Origin of the sequence: Streptomyces tanashiensis (assembly GCF_014648895.1) — a bacterium.
In the GTDB taxonomy this organism is placed as follows: Bacteria; Actinomycetota; Actinomycetes; order Streptomycetales; family Streptomycetaceae; genus Streptomyces; species Streptomyces tanashiensis.
Genome location: NZ_BMRZ01000004.1, coordinates 53,996 through 71,959, shown reverse-complemented (window position 1 = coordinate 71,959; position 17,964 = coordinate 53,996). Strand labels below are relative to the sequence as shown.

Sequence of the window (17,964 nt, the reverse complement as noted above, 5' to 3'; positions counted from 1 at the left end):
TGTGTCGGGGGCGCCTCGATACCGGGTGCGGACGGGTCGGGACCCGATCATGAGCGGATCGGCCCGTTCCCTCCCGATTGGTGCGCCACCCATGCCGGAACGTGGATCAGGTAAGAACTGCTGCAGTCCGTCCCGGAGCGAGGCGGGGCGGCGTGCGGATACCGCCCGGGCGACTGTGGCCGCGTCCAGCGGCCGGCCGGCCGCCGGCATGGTCCGCGTTCCCGGCGGTGAGTTCCTGATGGGGGCGGAGGACGACTGGGTCGTGCCCGGCGATGGAGAGGGGCCTGTTCATCCGGTGCGGCTCGCGTCCTTCTGGATCGACCGCTGTGCCGTCTCCAACGCGGCATTCCGGGACTTCACCGAGGCGACCGGAATCATCACGGATGCCGAACGCTACGGCTGGTCGTTCGTTTTCGCCGGGCTGTTGCCCGGCGACTTTCCCGACACCCGTGCGGTCGCCGAGGCTCCCTGGTGGCGACAGGGTACGGGGCGTGCTGGCGTCACCCCGAAGGGCCCGGATCCGATGTGGACGACCGCGCCGATCACCCGGTCGTCCATGTCTCGTGGAACGACGCCACGGCCTACGCCGCCTGGGCGGGAAAGCGGCTGCCGACGGAGGCGGAGTGGGAGTTCGCCGCCCGTGGCGGGCTCGAACAGCGCGCCTTCCCCTGGGGTGACGAGCTGGAACCCGGCGACGAGCACCGGATGAACGTGTGGCAGGGCAGTTTTCCCGACCACAACACGGCCGCGGACGGCTGGTACGGCACGGCACCCGTCACCGCGTATCCGCCGAACGGCTACGGCCTGCACAACATGTGCGGCAACGTCTGGGAATGGTGCGCGGACTGGCACTCGCCCGCCTACTACCGGTCCAGTCCCCGGGCCGACCCGCAAGGCCCACCGGTCGGCCTGGGCAAGGCGATCCGTGGCGGGTCCTACCTGTGCCACGCCTCCTACTGCCGCCGCTACCGTGTCTCGGCCCGGAGCTCCAGCGGGCCGGACAGCAGCACCGGCAACCAGGGTTTCCGGTGCGCCGCCGAAGACACGCCCGCGGGGCCCCCGTGAGCGGCGGCGCGTGGGCGGGTGCGGCCGTGGCCGCGGTCACCGCGGGGTACGCGCTCGTCTCCCGGCGGTTGTCGACGACCGCCGTGTCGGCGCCGATGGTGTTCACCGGCTTCGGGGTGGCCATCGGTCCGCTCGGGCTCGGCCTCCTCGACCTGGAACACGACGCGGGACCGGTCCTCACCCTGGTCGAAGCGGCCCTGACTCTCGTCCTGCTGACCGACGCCATGTCCGTACGCCGTCGTGACCTGCGCGTCGGCGGCTTCCTCCCCGTTCGCCTGCTGGGCATCGGGCTGCCGTTGACCATCGGGGCCGGCTGGCTCCTGGCGTGGCCGCTGCTGCCGGGGCTGACCGCGTGGGAGCTGGCGCTCGTCGGGACGATCTTGGCACCGACCGACGCGGCCCTCGGCAAGACCGCCGTCTCCAGCCCGCGTGTCCCCGTGCTCGTGCGCAGCGGCCTCAATGTCGAGAGCGGCCTCAACGACGGCATGGCGCTGCCCTTCTTCGTGCTGTTCCTCGCGGCACTGCCCGCAGCGACGGCTTCGGAGGAGGGGGTCGCCGGGGTCTTCTGGCGGGCGCTGGTGCTCAGCTCCGCGCTGGGTCTGGCCGTGGGCTGGGGCGGTGGTTGGGTATTGCGTCGGTCGCGCGAGAGGGGCTGGATCGCCGACGAGTGGCGCCAGGTGTTCGTGAAGGACGACTGGATCACGCTGTTCTAGCGGTGCGGAGCGCCCCACCGGTCAGGGAGCGGACGGCCCCCGATGAGGCATCAGCCGCCGGGCGAGTACGCCATTCGCGTGTGGGACGCCTGGCTTCTGGGCTGCCCACGTCTACGCGAGCCTCGCCGGCGCACGACTGGTCGGCCAGCCCGTCGGTTGGGCAGAGGTCCGAGGGGGTGAACCCACGACGCGCGTTCGGACAACAACCGAGGACGAACACACCCTGGACGGCAAGGCCACGAACCGTTGGACACTTACCGAAGGCTCCCGCGGAGACAGACCGTTCAGAACACGCACGACACGATCATGCTCCTCCCCTGACACTGTGCGTAGCCGGTTCTCCGAGCCGAGAACTAGCTTGGCCGGGGGCTGTGCTCCTGCCGAAGCAGTGCCAGCCGGGGAGAATCTGGGGAGAACGAAGGCGCCCTGGGGAGCGGCTGGGGAGAATCGACCGGCTAAGACGGCGTCATCATGAAAGCCTTGGAAAGCTGCAAAGTCGCAGGCCAGCACACCTCGCACGGCCATCCGTGCAGGTCAGCGCCCCGAGGGCGAGGACTTCTTGAAGATCTTCTCGAAGTCGAGGCGGGTGACGGCCTCGACGGTGGAGGAGCGCTGCGGCAGCTTGTACTCGGCGAGGGTGTCGAGGGTGCGTGGGTCGAGCAGCTTCAGCAGGAAGCCGCTGAAGGTGCCGCAGACGGTGACGAGACGGCCGGCGGCGTCGAAGGTGACGGTGGCGCACTCGCCGCCGACGGCGGCGATCTTCGCGCTGAGGACCTCGGGGTCGCGTCCGAGCGGCCCGGAGAAGGGGTGGGTGCCGCTGCCGGCGCCGTGGGCGTGCATGCCGCTGCGGCCGTTGGGGGCGAGGTACGGGTGCTGGGCGGGGCCCTTGCCGGGCACGGGCCGCGCGGTGGCGGGTGCGCCCTCGTAGTGGTCGACGAGCCGGTGGCCGGGGGCGAGAGGCATCTCCTCGGCCGCCTGGGCGACGGGTGCGCCGCCCGCCAGGAGAAGCCCCGCGAGCGCGGTGATCAGCGCGAGCGCGCGTGCTCGTCTGCGGGGCGGTGGGGTGGTCACAGCGGCTCCTCGGGTTCCTGACGTGTGTCGCGCCGGCGCCCGACGGTAGGCGGGCGAACACGAGAAGTACATGGAACTGCCCCTGGTTTCATGAGCCGTTCACGAGTGGCGGGTGCGGATCCTGGGACGGAAGGGACCGATAATGGCCTGGTGAACGACAGTTGTCTGCGTGTGGTGCTGGCCGAGGACTCCGTCGTCCTCCGGGACGGGATGGTCGAGCTGCTCGGCGCCCGCGGATGCCAGGTGGTGGCCACCGCGGGGACGGCGGACGAGCTGCTCGCCGAAGTGGCCCGGCACCGGCCCGACGTCGCCGTGGTCGACATCCGGATGCCCCCCACCCACACCGACGAGGGCATCCGCGCCGCCGTGGAGATCCGGGCGACCAGCCCGGAGGTCGGGGTGCTCGTCTTCTCCCAGCACATCGAGACCGCCTGGGCCACCCGGCTCCTCGCCGGCGGGGCGACGGGCGTCGGGTACCTGCTGAAGGAACGCGTCGCCCGCACCTCCGAGTTCATGGACGCGCTGCGGCGGGTGGCGGGCGGCGGGACGGCGCTGGACCCGGAGGTGGTCGACCGGCTGGTGCACGGCGACCGCGTCGGCCGGGTGGACTCCCTGACACCGCGCGAGCGGGAGGTCCTGGAGCTGATGGCCCAGGGCCACTCCAACCGTTCCGTCTCCGAGCGGCTGGGGGTGTCGGAGCGGGCGGTGGAGAAGCATGTCGCGGCCGTCTTCACCAAGTTCGGCCTCCCGGCCACCCAGGCGGACAACCGGCGGGTGAAGGCCGTCCTCGCCTATCTGTCCGAGACCGCCGGGTGACGTCGGCCCTCGCCCCTCTCGCCGAGACCGGCAGGGGACGTCGGTCCTCGCCTTCTCTCCGAGGCCGGCAGGGGACGTCCGTCCTCGCCCCTGCGCCCGAGACCGGTAGGTGATCGGAGGTCACAGCCGCGCGGGCAGCTCGGCGGTGATCTCCGTCGGGCCGCCCGGCGGGCTGTCCACGCGCAGGGTGCCGTCCACCGCCGCGAGCCGCTCGGCGAGACCGGCGAGGCCGGTTCCCCCGCCGGGTGCCGCGCCGCCACACCCGTCGTCCCGCACCGTCAGCCGCACCCGGCCGTCGCGCACGGCGGCCTCCAGTGCGGCCGTCCGCGCGCCGCTGTGCCGGGCGATGTTGGTCAGCAGCTCCGCGGCACAGAAGTAGACGGCTCGCTCGATCGCCTCGTCCGGGCGTTCGCCGAGGTCCAGGCGGACGGCGACGGGGACGGGCGAGGTGGCGGTGAGTCCCGGCAGCGCCTCGCCCAGGCCACCGTCCAGGGCCACGGGGTGGATGCCCCGGGTGAGCAGCCGCAGCTCGGCGACGGTCTCCTCGGTCTGGCCGCGGGCACGGTCGAGGAGGGTCCGCAGCCGGCCGAGGTCCGGGCCGGCGGCCGGATCGAGCGCGTCCTCGGTCAGCGAGAGGGTGATGGCCAGGGCCACCAGGCGGGCCTGGGTGCCGTCGTGCAGGTCACGCTCCAGGCGGCGGAGCCGGTCGCCGTTGTCCGCGAGGAGTACGGCGCGGGCCGCCTCCAGTTCACGGACGCGGCGCTGGGCGCGGGCGGGCCCGAGGAGCAGCCCCGCGAGCCGCCGGTTCGCCCCGGCCACCACGCGCAGCGCACCGGGCGCACCGGCCAGCAGGACCAGACCCAGGAGGACGGCGAGCGCGTTCATCCCGGCGCCCGGCGGGGAGTCGGGCTCCATCAGGCGGCCCCAGAGCGGAAAGCCGATCAGCCATCCGCACGCGAGGGGCAGACCGGCTCCGGCGGCGAACCCGAGGACGCCCAGCGGCAGTCGCAGGACCAGGTACAGGAGCGTCCGCCAGGCGACCGGGTCGGTCAGCACGACACGGCCGCGGGCGACGAGGCCGTCGGGGCGCGGCAGTCCGGCGGGGGCCTCGACGTGCTCACCGAGCAGCGCGCCGACCAGGTGGCGGTGCGGCCTGCCGAGGCCGCGCGCGCCGAGCAGCGCGACGACCACGAACGGCAGGCCGAGCACGGTGAGCGAGAGCAGTGTCCCCGCGTACAGGACGGCCAGGGCGTACACCCCGCAGACCAGGGCGACCGGCAGCCCCGCGACGGCGAACACCCATTCGCCTGCGCGCAGGGAGAAGTACGGGCGCCGCACCGGGCCGTCCCCGGCCCCGGCGGGGACGGCCCCCGGCGCACCACGGGACGCCGGGCCCCGGGCCCCCGGCCCGCCGCCGGACGGCCGGATCTCCGGAGGCCCGCCGGCGGCCGTGTCAGTCACGGCCGCCGCCCGCCCGTTCCGCCGCCGGGCCCTGGATCGCCCGCAGGCCCGCGCCGAGGATGCCCGGGACGGTCAGCGCGGCCGCGCCCACGACGATCCATCCGCAGGCCGCGGCCGGGACGGACGGCATGGCGGAGCCGGTCGCCGCCGTGCTGAACGCGGCGGAGGCGAGCGCGGCGACGCCGGCACCGAGGAGGACGCCGACGGCCGTGGTCAGCAGGGCCTCGGCGGTGAGCATGCGCAGCAGTTGGCGCCGCGTCGCCCCGACCAGGCGCAGCAGCGCGAACTCGCGGCGCCGCTCCCCGGTGACGGCGATGACCGTGTTGACCGTGGAGACGGCGGCGAAGCAGGTCAGCAGCGCCAGTTCGGCCTGGCGGAGCCAGACGTCGGTGTCGGAGGCGGCGCCGGTCGCGCCGGCCGCGTGCTCGGCGGTACGTGTCATGATCATCATGGTCCCCGACAGGCCCACGAGGAGCGCGACCGGCACCATGGCGGACGTCAGCCGCCGGGCGTACCCGCGCAGATTGGCCTCCGCGAGCCAGCCCGTGCCGGGCAGCAGCGCCCGCAGGGGCACGCCCAGGACGAACACCAGGGCGCGTGCCGCGAGCGGCCCGGTCAGGCCGACCGCGACGAGCAGCACCAGCGAGCCGAGGAGCGCCGCCTGACCCGCCTTGTCCAGCTCGTCCGCCGGCCGTGTCGCGGCCAGCCGCAGCAGCAGACCGCCGCCCACCAGGGCGCAGGCGCCGACGAGCAGGCGCAGCACGCCGGTCCGGCCGTGCTCGGTGGTGGTCGCGGTGAGCGCGGCGGCCGGCGCGATGCGGGAGATCCGCCGTACCGCCACGGCCGACGCCGCGAGCCCGACGAGGAGCGTGATCGCCAGTGCGATCAGCGCGGGCAGGGGTGTCATCGGTACCCGCAGGCCCGGGGCGGCCATCCCCCGTTCCTGCAGCGCGACGAGGAGGAGGCGGGCCGCCTGGGCCCCGGCGAGCGCGCCGGGCACGGCCACGGCGAGTGCGGTGACGAGGATCTGGACGCGGACGAGTCGCCGTACCTGGCGGGGTGTGGCCGCGATGGTGCGCAGGAGCGCCAGCTCGCGGTGCTGTCGGCGGAGCGCGAAGCCGATGGCGTTCACGACGACGAAGAAGGCGACCAGGACGGCGATCTCACCGAAGGCTCCCGCGATCACCATCAGCCCGGGTCCCGCTACCGGCGTCGCGCGCAGGGCTTCGGGAGCGGTGGCCTGGGTGGCGAACAGGGAGCCGAACAGCGTCGTCGTGGCGACGAGGAGGAGGAACGCGACGGCGAGTCCGGCGAAGGCCGCCGGGGTTCGGCGCATCTGGCCGAGGGCGAGGACGGTCATGGCGCTCACCCGCCGAGCCGGCCGAGGCGCGCGGCGACCTCGGAGGCGGTGGGGCGGTCCAGTTCGTCGACCACGAGGCCGTCGGCGAGAAGCAGCACCCGGTCCGCGTATCCGGCGGCGACCGGGTCGTGGGTGACCATCGCGCAGGTCTGGCCCTCCCGGTCGACGCCCTCGCGCAGCAGCGCGAGGATCTCGTGACCGGTGGCCCGGTCGAGCGCGCCGGTCGGTTCGTCGGCGAAGAGCACACGCGGCCGGGAGACGAGCGCGCGGGCGATGGCCACGCGTTGCTGCTGGCCGCCGGAGAGCTGTCCGGGGCGGTGCCGCTCGCGCCCCGCGAGGCCGACCCGGGCGAGCGCTTCGAGGACGCGGGCGCGGTCCGGCCGTGTGCCGGACAGCCGGCCGGGCAGCTCGACGTTCTGGGCGACGGTCATCGCGGGCATCAGGTTGAACGCCTGGAAGACGAAGCCGACGCGGGTGCGCCGCAGTTCCGCGAGCTTCCGCTCCGGCAGTCGGGTCACGTCGGTGTCGCCCCACCGGACGGTGCCGCGGGTGGGGCGGTCCATGCCGGCGAGGCAGTGCAGCAGGGTGGTCTTCCCGGACCCGGACGGGCCCATCACCGCGGTGAAGGTTCCGGGTGCGAGGGCCACCGACACCCCCCGCAGCGCGTGTACGGTGGCGGCGCCGCGCCCGTACGCGCGGTGCAGGTCCTCGGCACGGGCGGCGGTCGCCGTCCTCGTGTCCATCGTCGTCTCAGCCATGCCCTCATCCTCGGCGGGCACGGCGGGGCGGGTCGATCATGCCCGCCCCCGGATCGGGGGTTCGGGTTTCCGAACCCCGGCGGGGCGGGTCAGGGCCTGAGGCTGGAGACCACCTCGGCGGTGGCGGCCACGCCGTTGTGGATGGTGGGCGCCATGCTGGTGCCGGCGAGGAAGAAGCCGAGCAGGGCGCAGACGAGGGCGTGGGTGACCTTCAGGCCGCCGTTGCGCAGGAAGATCACGGCCAGCACCAGCAGCAGCACCACGACAGAAATGGAAACGGCCATCGCACTCACGTCCCTCCGTCGCCGCACCGGAATTGCGGCGTTCGGCGGACAGTGTGGCGGAATGCGCGGTCCGTCCGGGCGTATGGCGGGGCGGCCATACGGGTGAGATTCGGTCAGGGCGCGGCGGTCAGGCAGTCCTTCCAGTCGACCGTGCGGTCGCACCACCGGTTCAGCAGGACGCGGTCGTGGCCCACGGCGAGGAGGCCGGCTCCGGTCTCGGCGCGGTAGGTCTCGACGGCGGCGACGAGGGCCGCGGTGGTGGAGGCGTCGAGCATGGCGGTCATCTCGTCGCAGATCAGCCAGCGGGGGCGGAGGGTCAGGGCGCGGGCCAGGCAGGCGCGTTGGAGCTGGCCGTCGCTGACCTCGTGGGGGCGGCGGCCGAGGAGGTCGGGGGTGAGTCCGACGGCCGGGGCGAGGGCGGCGACCCGGTCGGCGGCCTCGGCACGGCGGCCGGTGGCGCGCAGGGGTTCGGCGATCAGCTCGGTGAGGGTGAGGCGGGGGTCGGCGGCGGTGCGGGGCTGCTGGAAGACGACACCGACGGCGGTGCGCTGTGCGCGCGGGGCGCGGTGGCGCCAGGCCCGGACCTCGGTGCCGTCGAGGACGAGACGGCCCGCGTCGGGACGGTGGAGGAGGGCCGCGACCCGGGCGAGGGTGGACTTGCCGCAGCCGCTGGGGCCGAGCAGTCCGACGGATTCGCCGGGGGCGACGGTGAGGGAGGCGCCGTGGAAGACGGGGGCGCGGCGCTCGTAGCCGGCGGTGACGGAGTCGAGTTCAAGCACGGGGCTGCTCCGGGTGGTGGCAGGCGACGCCGGCCGTCGGTGCGGGGCGGGTGCCGCAGCGGACGGTGGCGCGGGGGCAGCGCGGGGCGAAGGCGCAGCCTTCGGGCAGGTCGGAGAGCTCGGGCGGCATGCCGGGGATCGGGGTGAACGCCCGGTCGGGCAGCGCGTCGAGGAGCCCTCGGGCGTAGGGGTGGCGGGGTCCGGTGGGGCCGAAGAAGCGGTGGGCGGGGGCGACTTCGACGATCCGGCCCGCGTACATGACGGCGACGCGGTCGGCGATGCGGGCCGCGGCGGCCAGGTCGTGGGTGATGAGGAGCAGAGCGCGTCCCTCGTCGGCGTGGCGGCGCAGTTCGTCGACGGTGCGGTCGACGAGGTCGCGGTCGAGGCCGGTGGTGGGTTCGTCGGCGAGCAGCAGGCGGGCGTCGCCGATGAGGGCGAGTGCGGTGGCGGCGCGCTGGGCGAGTCCGCCGGAGAGTTCGTGCGGGTGGCGGTCGAGGTGTCCGGCGGGGAACGCGGCCCGTTCGGCGGCGGTCTCGGCGGCCTCGCGGCGGGCCCGGCGGGAGGTCCCGGTGAGCGCGCGGACGGTCTCCTCCAGGTGGGACCGTACGGTGCGGACGGGCGTGAGGTGGGCGGCGGGGCTCTGCGGCACGAGGCCGACGCGCCGCCCCCGTACGGTGCGGGCGAGGGTCTTCTCGTCGGCGGCGAGCAGGTCGGTGCCGGCGCCGCCCTCGGGTCCCGCGAGGAGGGCCGTACCGGAGGTCTCTGCGTTCCCGGGGAGGAGACCGAGGAGGGCGGAGGCCAGTACGGACTTGCCGCATCCGCTCTCGCCGACGAGGGCGAGGCACTCTCCCGCCCCGAGGTCGAAGTCGGCGTCGCTGACGGCGTCGACGGTCCGGCCGCCGCGCAGCCGGAAGCGGACGGTGAGCCCGCGGACGCTGAGGACGGCCCCCTCGGCGCGCTCGGCGGAGACGGCTGCAAGGGCGCGGAGCACGTGGTCGGCGGTCACAGCATCAGCTCCGATCGGCGGCGCGGGTTGAGGCGGTCGCGCCAGACGCCCGCGAGTCCGGCGATGGCGAGGGTCGGCAGGATGAGCAGGAGGCCGGGGAAGAGGGTGGGCCACCAGTCCCCGGCGAGGAGCGAGGAGCGGGCGTTCTGCACGAGGTTGCCGAGGCTGGCCTGGTGGCTGGGGAGGCCGAGGCCGAGGAAGGAGAGCGCGGACTCGTGCCACATGGCGTGCGGGACCATGAGGACGGCCGCGAGCCCGGCCTGGGGCAGGACGGCGGGCAGCAGGTGCCGGACGGCGACGCGCCACCGGCCGGCGCCACCGGAGACGGCGGCGTCGATGAAGGGCCGGGTGCGCAGGGAGAGGACCTCGGAGCGGACGATCCGGGCGGTGGAGAGCCAGTGGGTGACGGCGACGGAGGCGATGACGGGCCAGACGCCGGGCCGGAAGAGGGCGACCACGAAGATGCCGAGCAGCAGGTGCGGGACGGAGGAGAAGGCGTCGACGAGCCGCATGAGGGTGCGGTCGGTCCAGCCGCCGAGTGCTCCGGCGGCGGCTCCGACGGCGGTGCCGACGACGGTGGCCACGAGCGCGGCGACGAGTCCGACGAGGAGCGAGATCCGCAGGCCGTAGACGCAGCGCAGGAGGAGGTCGCGGCCGAGGTCGTCGGTGCCGAAGGGGTGCTCCCAGGATGGCGGGAGGAGCTTGCGGGAGAGGTCGACGGCCTGTTCGTCGAGCTGGACGAGCGGGGGCACGAGGAGGACGGCGAGGAGGATCACGCCGACGGTGAGGCCGGAGCTCCACAGGCGCAGGCGGTGGGTGCGCGGGTCAGCCATCGAAGCCCACCCTGGGGTCGGCGAGGCCGTAGAGCAGGTCGGAGAGGAGGTTGCCGAGGAGGACGGCGGCGGTGGCGAGGACGGTGAGCGCGGCGAGCAGCGGGAAGTCGACGGAGGTGGCGGCCGTGACGGTGGCGGCGGCGATGCCGGGCCAGCTGAAGACGGTCTCCACGAGCAGGGCGCCGGTGATGAGTTCGGGGACGCGGGAGCCGACGAGGGTGAGCATGGGGAGCATTCCGGAGCGGAGGGCGTGGCCGGTGAGGACGGTGCGTTCGCGCAGGCCGCGGGCGCGGGCGCCGCGCACGGGGTCCTCGTCGAGGGCGTCGCCGACGCCCTGGCGGACGTACAGGAAGAACCAGGGCAGTTGGGAGAGTCCGAGGACGAGTGCGGGCAGCACGAGGTGGCGGGCGACTTGGTCGGCGGTGACGGTGTCGCTGGCGGTGTCGGTGAGTCCGCCGGCGGGCAGGGCGCCGAGCCTCAGGGCGAAGAACCAGATGGCGAGGAGTCCGAGCCAGAAGGCGGGGGCGGCTTCGAGGGTGTACGCGGCGGAGCTGACGGCCCGGTCGAGGAGGCCGCCGCGGCGGCGTCCGGCGAGGACGCCGAGGAGGGTGCCGAGGACGATGGCGACGGCGAAGGCGGTGGCGGCGAGGAGGACGGACCAGCCGAGGCGTTCGCCGATGACCTCGGCGACGGGGCGGCGCATCACGGCGGAGTCGCCGAGGTCGCCGGTGAGGGCGGAGGTGAGCCACTCCCACCAGCGGGCGAGGAGGGGCCGGTCGACGCCGAGGTTGGCGCGGAGCTGGTCGAGGTTCTCCTGCGAGGCGGTGAGTCCGGCGGTGCCCGCGTAGGCCTTGACGGGGTCGAAGGGGGAGGCTTCGGCGACGGCGAACACCGCCAGGGTGACGCCGAGGAGGACGGGGACGGCGGTGAGTGCCCGCCGTCCCGTCATCCTGGCCATGGCCCCCCAGGGGAGGCGGCGGCTCAATGCTTCGGCTTCCAGTTCTCGACGTTCCACCAGGGGCCGGAGGCGAGGCCGTGGTCGTGCGGTTCGGTCTGGGTGGTCAGGCCGTCCCAGCGGTCGTTCACGACGTAGAGGTGGTCGATGTGGGTGAGGAAGGTGTAGCCGGGGTTCTCGACGAGTGCGCGCTGGACGGTGTCGTACGCGGCGCGGCGCTTGCCGGGGTCGTCGGTCCGGCGGCCGTCCTCCAGGGCGCGGTCGACGGTCTTGTTGTCGTACCAGGCCATGTTGTTGAAGCCGTCGCCGCCGAGGGTGGACTTCAGGAGCAGGTACTGGTCGAAGTCGGGGTCGCCGGGCGAGCCGCCGCCGGCGAGGACGGCGTCCGTCTTCATGCGGGGCTCGATGACCTCCCAGGTGCCGGCCTGGGTGGTGATGTCGATGCCGGCCTTCTTGGCGTCGGAGGCGTAGGCGAGGGCGTGGTCCTGACGGAGCTTGTCGCCGGAGAGGTACCAGAGGGGGAAGGCGGCGCGGACGCCGTTCTTCACGCGGACGCCGTCCGGTCCGGGCTTCCAGCCGGCCTCGTCGAGGATCTTCCGGGCGCCGTCGAGGTCGTGGCGGCGTTCGGTGCCCTTGGCGAACCAGGGGCTGTCGGTGGGGACGGGCCCGTAGGCGGGCTTCCCGGCGCCTTCGAGGATCTTGTCGACCATGGCCCGGCGGTCGACGGCGAGGTCGAGCGCGCGGCGGACGGCGGTGTCGCCGGACACCGGGTGGTGGGTGGGGAGGGTGACGGTGCGGTAGTCGAAGGTCTTCGCCGTCCAGGTCTTCTTCGCCGCGTCGCCCTTGAAGCCGGCGGCGAGGTTGGGGGGCAGGATCGCGCCGTCGAGGTCGCCGGCGCGCAGGCGGGTGGCGCGGACGTCGTCGTCCTTGATGATCGCCATGGTGAACTTCTTCACGGCCGGCGCGCCGTTCCAGTAGGTGGGGTTGGCCGTGAAGCTGAGCTTCTCCCCCTTGGACCAGCCGGTGAGGACGTACGGTCCGGTGCCGATCGGCCTGCTGGTGAAGGCTCCGGTGTTGACGTCCTGCTTCGCGGCGACGTGCTCGGGGGCGATGGCGTGGACGGTGCGCTCGGCGAAGGGCGCGTAGGGGTACTTGAGGTGGAAGACGACGGTGTCGTCGCCGACCGCGTCGACGCTCTCGAGGGCGTCGAGTTCGGTGCGGGAGGGGTTGTTCGTCCTCGGGTCGAGGATCGTCCGGTACGTGTAGACGACGTCCTTCGCGGTGAAGGGGACTCCGTCGCTGAAGGTGACGCCCTCGCGGAGGGTGTACGTGTAGGTGAGGCCGCCGTCGGTGACGCGGGGCAGCTTCACGGCGAGGGCGGGCTTCAGCCTCATGCCGGCGTCGAAGGCGAGGAGCCCGTCGAAGATCTTGGAGTTGCCGTCCTTGCCGTAGCCGAGGAGGGGGCTGAGGGTCTCGGGCTCGTAGGCGATGCCGACGACCGCGGAATCCTTGGGTCCGCCGGAGCCGCCGGCGGTGGAGCCGGGGTTCGAGCAGGCCGCTGTGGCGAGGGCGAGCGCCCCCGCCGCGGTCACGGCCGCCGTACTGCGGATGGATCGGGCGGTCATCGTGCCCACACCCCTTTTGAAGATCAACTGTTATTGCGAACAGCTTGCAATTAAACAGCAGGTAAAGGGGTGCGGACACAGGGGGGCCCTTACTCGGAGGCCCCGGCTCCGTTACGCGGGTGCCGGGAGCTCCATCAGAGCGGCGATCGCGTCCTGGTGGCGGCCCGCCGAGCCGAGGGCGATCTGGTCGGACTTCGCCCGCTTCAGCGCCAGGTGCGCCGGGTGCTCCCAGGTCATCCCGATCCCGCCGTGCAGCTGCACGCACTCCTCGGCGGCGCGGACCGCGACCTTGGAGCAGTAGGCCTGGGCGACCGCCACGGTGAGCGGTGCGTCGGGGCTGCCGGTGGCGAGGGCGTCGGCGGCGGCGCGGGCCGCGGCCCTGGCCCCGACGACGTCCAGCCAGAGCTGGGCCATGCGGTGCTTCAGGGCCTGGAAGGAGCCGACGGGCCGGTTGAACTGGTGGCGCTCGCGGGTGTACCGGACCGTCTCCTCCAGACACCGCTCGGCGAGGCCGAGCTGCTCGGAGGCGAGCAGCCCCGCCCCAGAGAGCAGTCCGCGCCGGACGGCCGCGCGGGCCGCGTCCGCGTCGGCCAGGCGACTGCCCCCGGCTCCGGTGGGGTCGACGACGGCGAGCGGCCGGGTCAGGTCGAGCGGGGTCAGCGGGGTGACGACGGCGTCGGCGGCCGGGACCGCGTACAGCCCGTCGGGGCGTCGTACGAGGAACACGTCGGCGGCGACCGCGTCGGCGACAGCGCGCACCGGGCCCTCCGGGAGGTCTCCGTCTCCGGCGCCCGCCGGGTGCGGCGCGGTGGAGAACGGCACCGCCAGGACCGCGACGCGTTCACCGGACGCGAGGGAGGCGAGCAGCTCGGCGACGGGGCCGGCCCCCTCCCCCGCGAGGCCGAGCAGCGTCTCCGTGGCCACCACCGCGCTCGTGAGGTACGGCAGCGGAGTCACCGCGCGGCCCAGCTCCTCCAGGACCACGGCGGCCTCGCGGTGGCTCGCGCCCTGGCCGCCGAGCTCCTCGGGGACGAGGAGTCCGGCGGCGCCGATGTCACCCGCGAGGGACTTCCAGAGGCCGGGGACGTACGGATCGTCCGTCTCGATCCGGTCGAGCAGGGTCTGGTGGCCGGCCCGGTCGCCGAGCAGGGAGCGGACGGCCGCCCGCAGGTCGTCCTCGGTCTCGGAGTACAGCAGATCGGTCTGGGCTTTCATCGGGCCAGGTCCTTCCAGGCGACGTCCTTGTCGTTGCGGGGCTCCGGGGGCAGGCCGAGGACCCGCTCGGCCACGATGTTGAGGAGGACCTCGGTGGTCCCGCCCTCGATCGAGTTGCCCTTGGAGCGGAGATAGCGGTAGCCGGCGTCGCGGCCGGTGAAGTCGACGAGCTCGGGGCGCCGCATCTCCCACTCCCCGTACAGCAGGCCCTCGTCCCCGAGGAGTTCGACCTCCAGGCCGCTGATGGCCTGGTTGAGCCGGGCGAAGCCGAGCTTCATCGCGCTGCCCTCGGGGCCGGGCTGTCCGGCGACGAGCTGCTGACGGAGGCGTTCGCCGGTGAGCCGGGCGACCTCGGCGTCGACCCAGAGGTCGAGGAGGCGCCGGTGCAGGTCATGGGTGCGCAGCTCGGGACGTTCGCGCCAGGTCGTGGCCAGCTTCCCGATCATGCCGCCCTCGCGGGGGATGCGGGCGCCGCCGATGGAGACCCGCTCGTTCATGAGGGTGGTCTGGGCGACCCGCCAGCCGTCGCCGACCTCGCCGAGGCGGTGGGCGTCGGGGATGCGGACGCCGGTGAGGAAGACCTCGTTGAACTCGGCCTCGCCGGTGATCTGGCGCAGCGGCCGGACCTCCACCCCGGGGTCGGTCATGTCGCAGACGAAGTAGGTGATGCCCCGGTGCTTCGGCGCCTCGGGGTCGGTGCGGGCGATGAGGATGGCCCAGCGGGCGACGTGGGCGCTGGACGTCCACACCTTCTGCCCGTCGATCACCCACTCGTCCCCGTCCCGGACGGCGCGGGTGCCGAGCGCGGCGAGGTCGGAGCCGGCGCCGGGCTCGCTGAAGAGCTGGCACCAGACCTCCTCGCCGACCCAGAGGGGCCGCAGGAAGCGGGACTTGACGTCCTCGGAGCCGTAGGCGAGGAGGGTGGGGGCGGCCATACCGAGGCCGATGCCGATGCGTCGCGGGTCGTTGTCGGGGGCGTCCGCGGCGGCGAGTTCGGCGTCCACGACGGCCTGGAGGGCGCGGGGCGCGTCGAGTCCGCCGAGGCCCACGGGGTAGTGCACCCAGGCGAGTCCGGCGTCGAAGCGGGCCTTCAGGAAGTCGGTCCGCCCGGTCGTGGCGGGCGGGTGCTCGGCGAGCAACCGCCGGGTGCGGGAGCGGAGTTCCTCGGCGTCGGTCATGCGTGGGCTCCTTCCGGGAGGACGACCAGCCGGCCGGTGGTGGTGCCGTCGGCGACGCGCTGGACGGCGTCGGCGGCACCGGCGAAGGGGACGCGCTCACCGATGAGGGGCTTGATGAGCCCCTTGGACGCGTAGGCCGTGAGGGTCTCGTGGCAGCGGCCGATCGAGGCCGGGTCCTTGGCCGCATAGAGGCCCCAGTGGAGGCCGAGGATCGAGTAGTTCTTCACCAGGGCGTGATTGAGGGCGGGGGCGGGGACGCCGCCGGACGCGAAGCCGACGATCACGATCCGGCCCTCGAAGGCGACGCACTTGGCGGACTGCTGGTAGGCCTCGCCGCCGACGGGGTCGTAGATCACGTCCGCGCCCCGGCCGCCGGTCGCGGCCTTGACGGCGGCGACGACGTCCTCGGAGCGGCGGTCGATCACGACGTCGCAGCCGAGGGCGCGGGCGACCGCGGCCTTCTCCGGGCCGCCGACGACGCCGATGACGGTGGCGCCGGCCGCCTTGCCGAGCTGGACGGCGGCGCTGCCGACGCCGCCCGCCGCCGCGTGGACGAGCAGGGTCTCGCCCTCCTTCAGGGCGGCGCGGCGGTGCAGACCGAACCAGCCGGTCTGGTAGCCGATGTGCAGCGCGGCGGCCTCGGCGTCGTCGAGCGCCTCCGGGGCGGGCAGGAGCCCGGCGGCGTCGGCGAGGGTGTACTCGGCGAAGCCGCCGTGCGGGAGGGCGGCGGTGGTGATGACCCGCCGCCCGTCCTCGGTCTCGGCGCAGACCTCCACGCCGGGGGTGAAGGGCAGCGGGGGCCGCACCTGGTAGTGGCCGCGGCAGAGCAGCGCGTCGGGGAAGTTGACGTTCGCGGCGCGGACCCTGAGGAGGACCTGGCCGTCGCCGGGCGCGGGCGGTTCCACCTCCTCGCGGCGCATCACCGCGCCCGGTTCGCCGTTCTCGTACACACGCCATGCCTGCATCCGGAAGCCTCCTCCGTACCGAGCGGTCGGTGGCATACTAAGCGGTCGCTTGCCCGCTGCGGAACCGGGTCAGCCGGACTTCTTGGGACGCGCCCGCACGTGCATGCGCTCGCCCTGCGGTCCGAAGAGGCTCAGGAACTCCACCGGCCCGTCCCCGGCCGGCCCGAACCAGTGCGGGACGCGGGTGTCGAACTCGGCCGCCTCACCGGCGGCGAGCACGACGTCGTGCTCGCCCAGGACGAGCCGCAGCCTCCCGGAGAGCACGTACAGCCACTCGTACCCCTCGTGCACCCGGGGCTCCGGGTTCTCATGGGCCTTCTCCTGGATCACCTTGTACGCCTGGAGCCCGCCGGGCTGCCGGGTCAGCGGAAACATCGTCCGGCCGTGTCGCACGATGGGCTTCGCCTTGACGCGGGGGTCGCCGACCGGCGGGGCGCCGACCAGCTCGTCGAGGGGGACCTGGTGGGCACGGGCGAGCGGCAGGAGCAGTTCGAGGCTGGGTCTGCGCTGCCCCGACTCCAGCCGGGAGAGGGTGCTCACGGAGATGCCGGTGGCGGCGGAGAGCTCGGCCAGGGTCACACCCCGGTCGCGCCGGACCCGGCGGAGCCGGGGGCCGACCTCGGTCAGGACGGCGTCGATGCGATCGTCTTCGGTCATACCTCCAGTGTTGCAGAAACGGCAAGATTCCTTGCGGTACGTTCACCAGCGGAACCACTCTCGCCTGCATGAACACGAACACACCTGACACGCACGAGCGGTACGACGCGGTGGTGGTCGGCGGTGGTGCGGCCGGGCTCAGCGCGGCGCTGATCATGGGCCGCTCACGGCTGCGCACCCTGCTCGTCGACGCCGACGAACCCCGCAACGCCCCGGCCCGCAGGAACAGGTGGTCAACGCGGTGAGCCGGGGCTACCGGGCGGGCGTGGCGATCAGCAGCGAGCTGCTGATCGCGGACCTGGAGGCGGGGGCGGCCCGTCGGCCGGCCGGATGAAACGTGGCGGCTGGGGCTGCGCCGCGCGGGGCCGTGGGTGAGGATCGGCCATGGTGACCACATTCGGCCGGTACGACGTAAGGACGGGACACCTCCCATGCTCGGTACGCAGTTCACCAAGGGCTCCCCCAACTGGATCGACCTCGGCAGCCCCGACACCGCTGCCGCCGCCGCGTTCTACGGCGCCGTCCTCGGCTGGGAGTTCCGGTCGGCGGGCCCGGACGCCGGCGGTTACGGCTTCTTCCAGCAGGACGGCGCGACGGTCGGCGCGGTCGGCCCGCTCACCGAGGAGGGCGCGCGCTCCGCCTGGACGGTGTACTTCCAGACCCCGGACGCGGACGCCACCCAGAAGACGGCCGAGACGGCGGGCGGCACCGTGCGCGTCGAGGCCTTCGACGTCATGGACGCGGGCCGCATGGCCTGCCTCACCGACCCGGCCGGCGCCGAGTTCGCCGTCTGGCAGCCGGGGCAGGTGCGGGGCCTGGAGCGGACCTCCTCCCCCAACACCCTCGTCTGGGCCGAACTGCACGTCCCCGACCCGGAGTCCACCCTCGGCTTCTACCGGACCCTGTTCGGCTGGCGGTGGGCGTCGATGGACGCCCCGGGCATGACGTACCGCGTGATCTCCACCGCCGAGGGGGACCAGCAGGACACCTCCTTCGGCGGGGTCGCCGAACTCCAGGGCGAGGGCGAGCGATCGCGCTGGATCCCGTACTTCGCGGTCGAGGACGCCGACGCGATCTCCCTCGCGGCCCAGGGCAACGGCGGCTCGGTCGTACTGCCGGCCGCCGACATCCCGGACGTCGGCCGCATCGCCTGGCTCGCCGACCCCTTCGGCGCGGTCTTCGCGGTGCTGAAGCCCGCGCCGACGGGGTGACCCGCCGCCCCT

At 74.0% G+C, this 17,964-nt stretch carries 16 protein-coding genes and 3 pseudogenes; 5 read left to right on the top strand and 14 right to left on the bottom strand.

The features are described from left to right. Nucleotides 1-49: 49 nt before the first annotated feature. Nucleotides 50-1,065, top strand: a pseudogene (locus IE237_RS41510) (formylglycine-generating enzyme family protein). Further along, on the top strand, nucleotides 1,062-1,778 hold the full coding sequence (locus IE237_RS16065; protein ID WP_229842704.1) for a cation:proton antiporter domain-containing protein: 717 nt from the start codon (nucleotides 1,062-1,064) through the stop codon (nucleotides 1,776-1,778). Before IE237_RS41510 ends, IE237_RS16065 begins: the two are co-directional and overlap by 4 nt. Before the next feature lie 549 nt (nucleotides 1,779-2,327). On the opposite strand, the pseudogene IE237_RS16060 reads toward IE237_RS16065, so the two are convergent. Further along, nucleotides 2,328-2,849: pseudogene (locus IE237_RS16060) on the bottom strand (hypothetical protein); the annotation flags it as partial. Nucleotides 2,850-3,020: 171 nt separating this feature from the next. Between IE237_RS16060 and IE237_RS16055 the strand changes: the two are divergent. Continuing rightward, nucleotides 3,021-3,665 (top strand): response regulator transcription factor, encoded by a 645-nt coding sequence (locus IE237_RS16055; RefSeq protein WP_268253702.1) that lies wholly within the window; start codon nucleotides 3,021-3,023, stop codon nucleotides 3,663-3,665. Nucleotides 3,666-3,785: 120 nt separating this feature from the next. Here the strand turns inward: IE237_RS16055 and IE237_RS16050 are convergent, their stop codons facing one another. From IE237_RS16050 to IE237_RS15990, 13 genes are all read right to left on the bottom strand, one after another. Continuing rightward, on the bottom strand, nucleotides 3,786-5,126 hold the full coding sequence (locus IE237_RS16050) for a sensor histidine kinase (protein WP_268253697.1): 1,341 nt from the start codon (nucleotides 5,124-5,126) through the stop codon (nucleotides 3,786-3,788). Next, a complete protein-coding gene (locus IE237_RS16045) occupies nucleotides 5,119-6,486 on the bottom strand; it encodes an ABC transporter permease (RefSeq protein ID WP_189802654.1) in 1,368 nt (455 codons plus the stop codon). Before IE237_RS16045 ends, IE237_RS16050 begins: the two co-directional genes overlap by 8 nt. 5 nt (nucleotides 6,487-6,491) lie before the next feature. Further along, on the bottom strand, nucleotides 6,492-7,244 hold the full coding sequence (locus IE237_RS16040) for an ABC transporter ATP-binding protein (RefSeq protein ID WP_189802653.1): 753 nt from the start codon (nucleotides 7,242-7,244) through the stop codon (nucleotides 6,492-6,494). Between the two features lie 89 nt (nucleotides 7,245-7,333). Further along, nucleotides 7,334-7,528 (bottom strand): hypothetical protein, encoded by a 195-nt coding sequence (locus IE237_RS16035; protein ID WP_189802652.1) that lies wholly within the window; start codon nucleotides 7,526-7,528, stop codon nucleotides 7,334-7,336. Between the two features lie 113 nt (nucleotides 7,529-7,641). Further along, nucleotides 7,642-8,307 (bottom strand): ABC transporter ATP-binding protein, encoded by a 666-nt coding sequence (locus tag IE237_RS16030; protein WP_189802651.1) that lies wholly within the window; start codon nucleotides 8,305-8,307, stop codon nucleotides 7,642-7,644. Continuing rightward, nucleotides 8,300-9,298, bottom strand: a complete 999-nt coding sequence (locus IE237_RS16025) for an ABC transporter ATP-binding protein (protein ID WP_189802959.1) — start codon at nucleotides 9,296-9,298, stop codon at nucleotides 8,300-8,302. Before IE237_RS16025 ends, IE237_RS16030 begins: the two co-directional genes overlap by 8 nt. Nucleotides 9,299-9,309: 11 nt before the next feature. Further along, on the bottom strand, nucleotides 9,310-10,146 hold the full coding sequence (locus tag IE237_RS16020; protein ID WP_189802650.1) for an ABC transporter permease: 837 nt from the start codon (nucleotides 10,144-10,146) through the stop codon (nucleotides 9,310-9,312). Continuing rightward, nucleotides 10,139-11,131: an ABC transporter permease gene (locus IE237_RS16015; protein ID WP_189802649.1), complete on the bottom strand. Its 993-nt coding sequence runs from the start codon at nucleotides 11,129-11,131 to the stop codon at nucleotides 10,139-10,141. Before IE237_RS16015 ends, IE237_RS16020 begins: the two co-directional genes overlap by 8 nt. Further along, nucleotides 11,128-12,726: an ABC transporter substrate-binding protein gene (locus IE237_RS16010; RefSeq protein WP_189802648.1), complete on the bottom strand. Its 1,599-nt coding sequence runs from the start codon at nucleotides 12,724-12,726 to the stop codon at nucleotides 11,128-11,130. The genes IE237_RS16015 and IE237_RS16010 overlap by 4 nt, the downstream gene beginning before the upstream one ends. Nucleotides 12,727-12,837: 111 nt before the next feature. Continuing rightward, the gene (locus tag IE237_RS16005) at nucleotides 12,838-13,941 is read right to left on the bottom strand and encodes an acyl-CoA dehydrogenase family protein (RefSeq protein ID WP_189802647.1); all 1,104 of its coding nucleotides are present in this window, start codon (nucleotides 13,939-13,941) and stop codon (nucleotides 12,838-12,840) included. Then, a complete protein-coding gene (locus IE237_RS16000) occupies nucleotides 13,938-15,119 on the bottom strand; it encodes an acyl-CoA dehydrogenase family protein (protein ID WP_189802646.1) in 1,182 nt (393 codons plus the stop codon). Before IE237_RS16000 ends, IE237_RS16005 begins: the two co-directional genes overlap by 4 nt. Beyond that, nucleotides 15,116-16,084, bottom strand: a complete 969-nt coding sequence (locus tag IE237_RS15995; RefSeq protein WP_189802645.1) for an NADPH:quinone oxidoreductase family protein — start codon at nucleotides 16,082-16,084, stop codon at nucleotides 15,116-15,118. Before IE237_RS15995 ends, IE237_RS16000 begins: the two co-directional genes overlap by 4 nt. 69 nt (nucleotides 16,085-16,153) lie before the next feature. Next, nucleotides 16,154-16,741: a helix-turn-helix domain-containing protein gene (locus IE237_RS15990; protein WP_189802644.1), complete on the bottom strand. Its 588-nt coding sequence runs from the start codon at nucleotides 16,739-16,741 to the stop codon at nucleotides 16,154-16,156. Between the two features lie 68 nt (nucleotides 16,742-16,809). Between IE237_RS15990 and IE237_RS15985 the strand changes: the two are divergent. Continuing rightward, nucleotides 16,810-16,959: pseudogene (locus tag IE237_RS15985) on the top strand (FAD-binding protein); the annotation flags it as partial. Nucleotides 16,960-17,172: 213 nt separating this feature from the next. Beyond that, nucleotides 17,173-17,952, top strand: coding sequence for a VOC family protein (locus tag IE237_RS15980; protein ID WP_189802643.1), 780 nt, complete (start codon nucleotides 17,173-17,175; stop codon nucleotides 17,950-17,952). The last annotated feature ends 12 nt before the right edge of the window (nucleotides 17,953-17,964 follow it).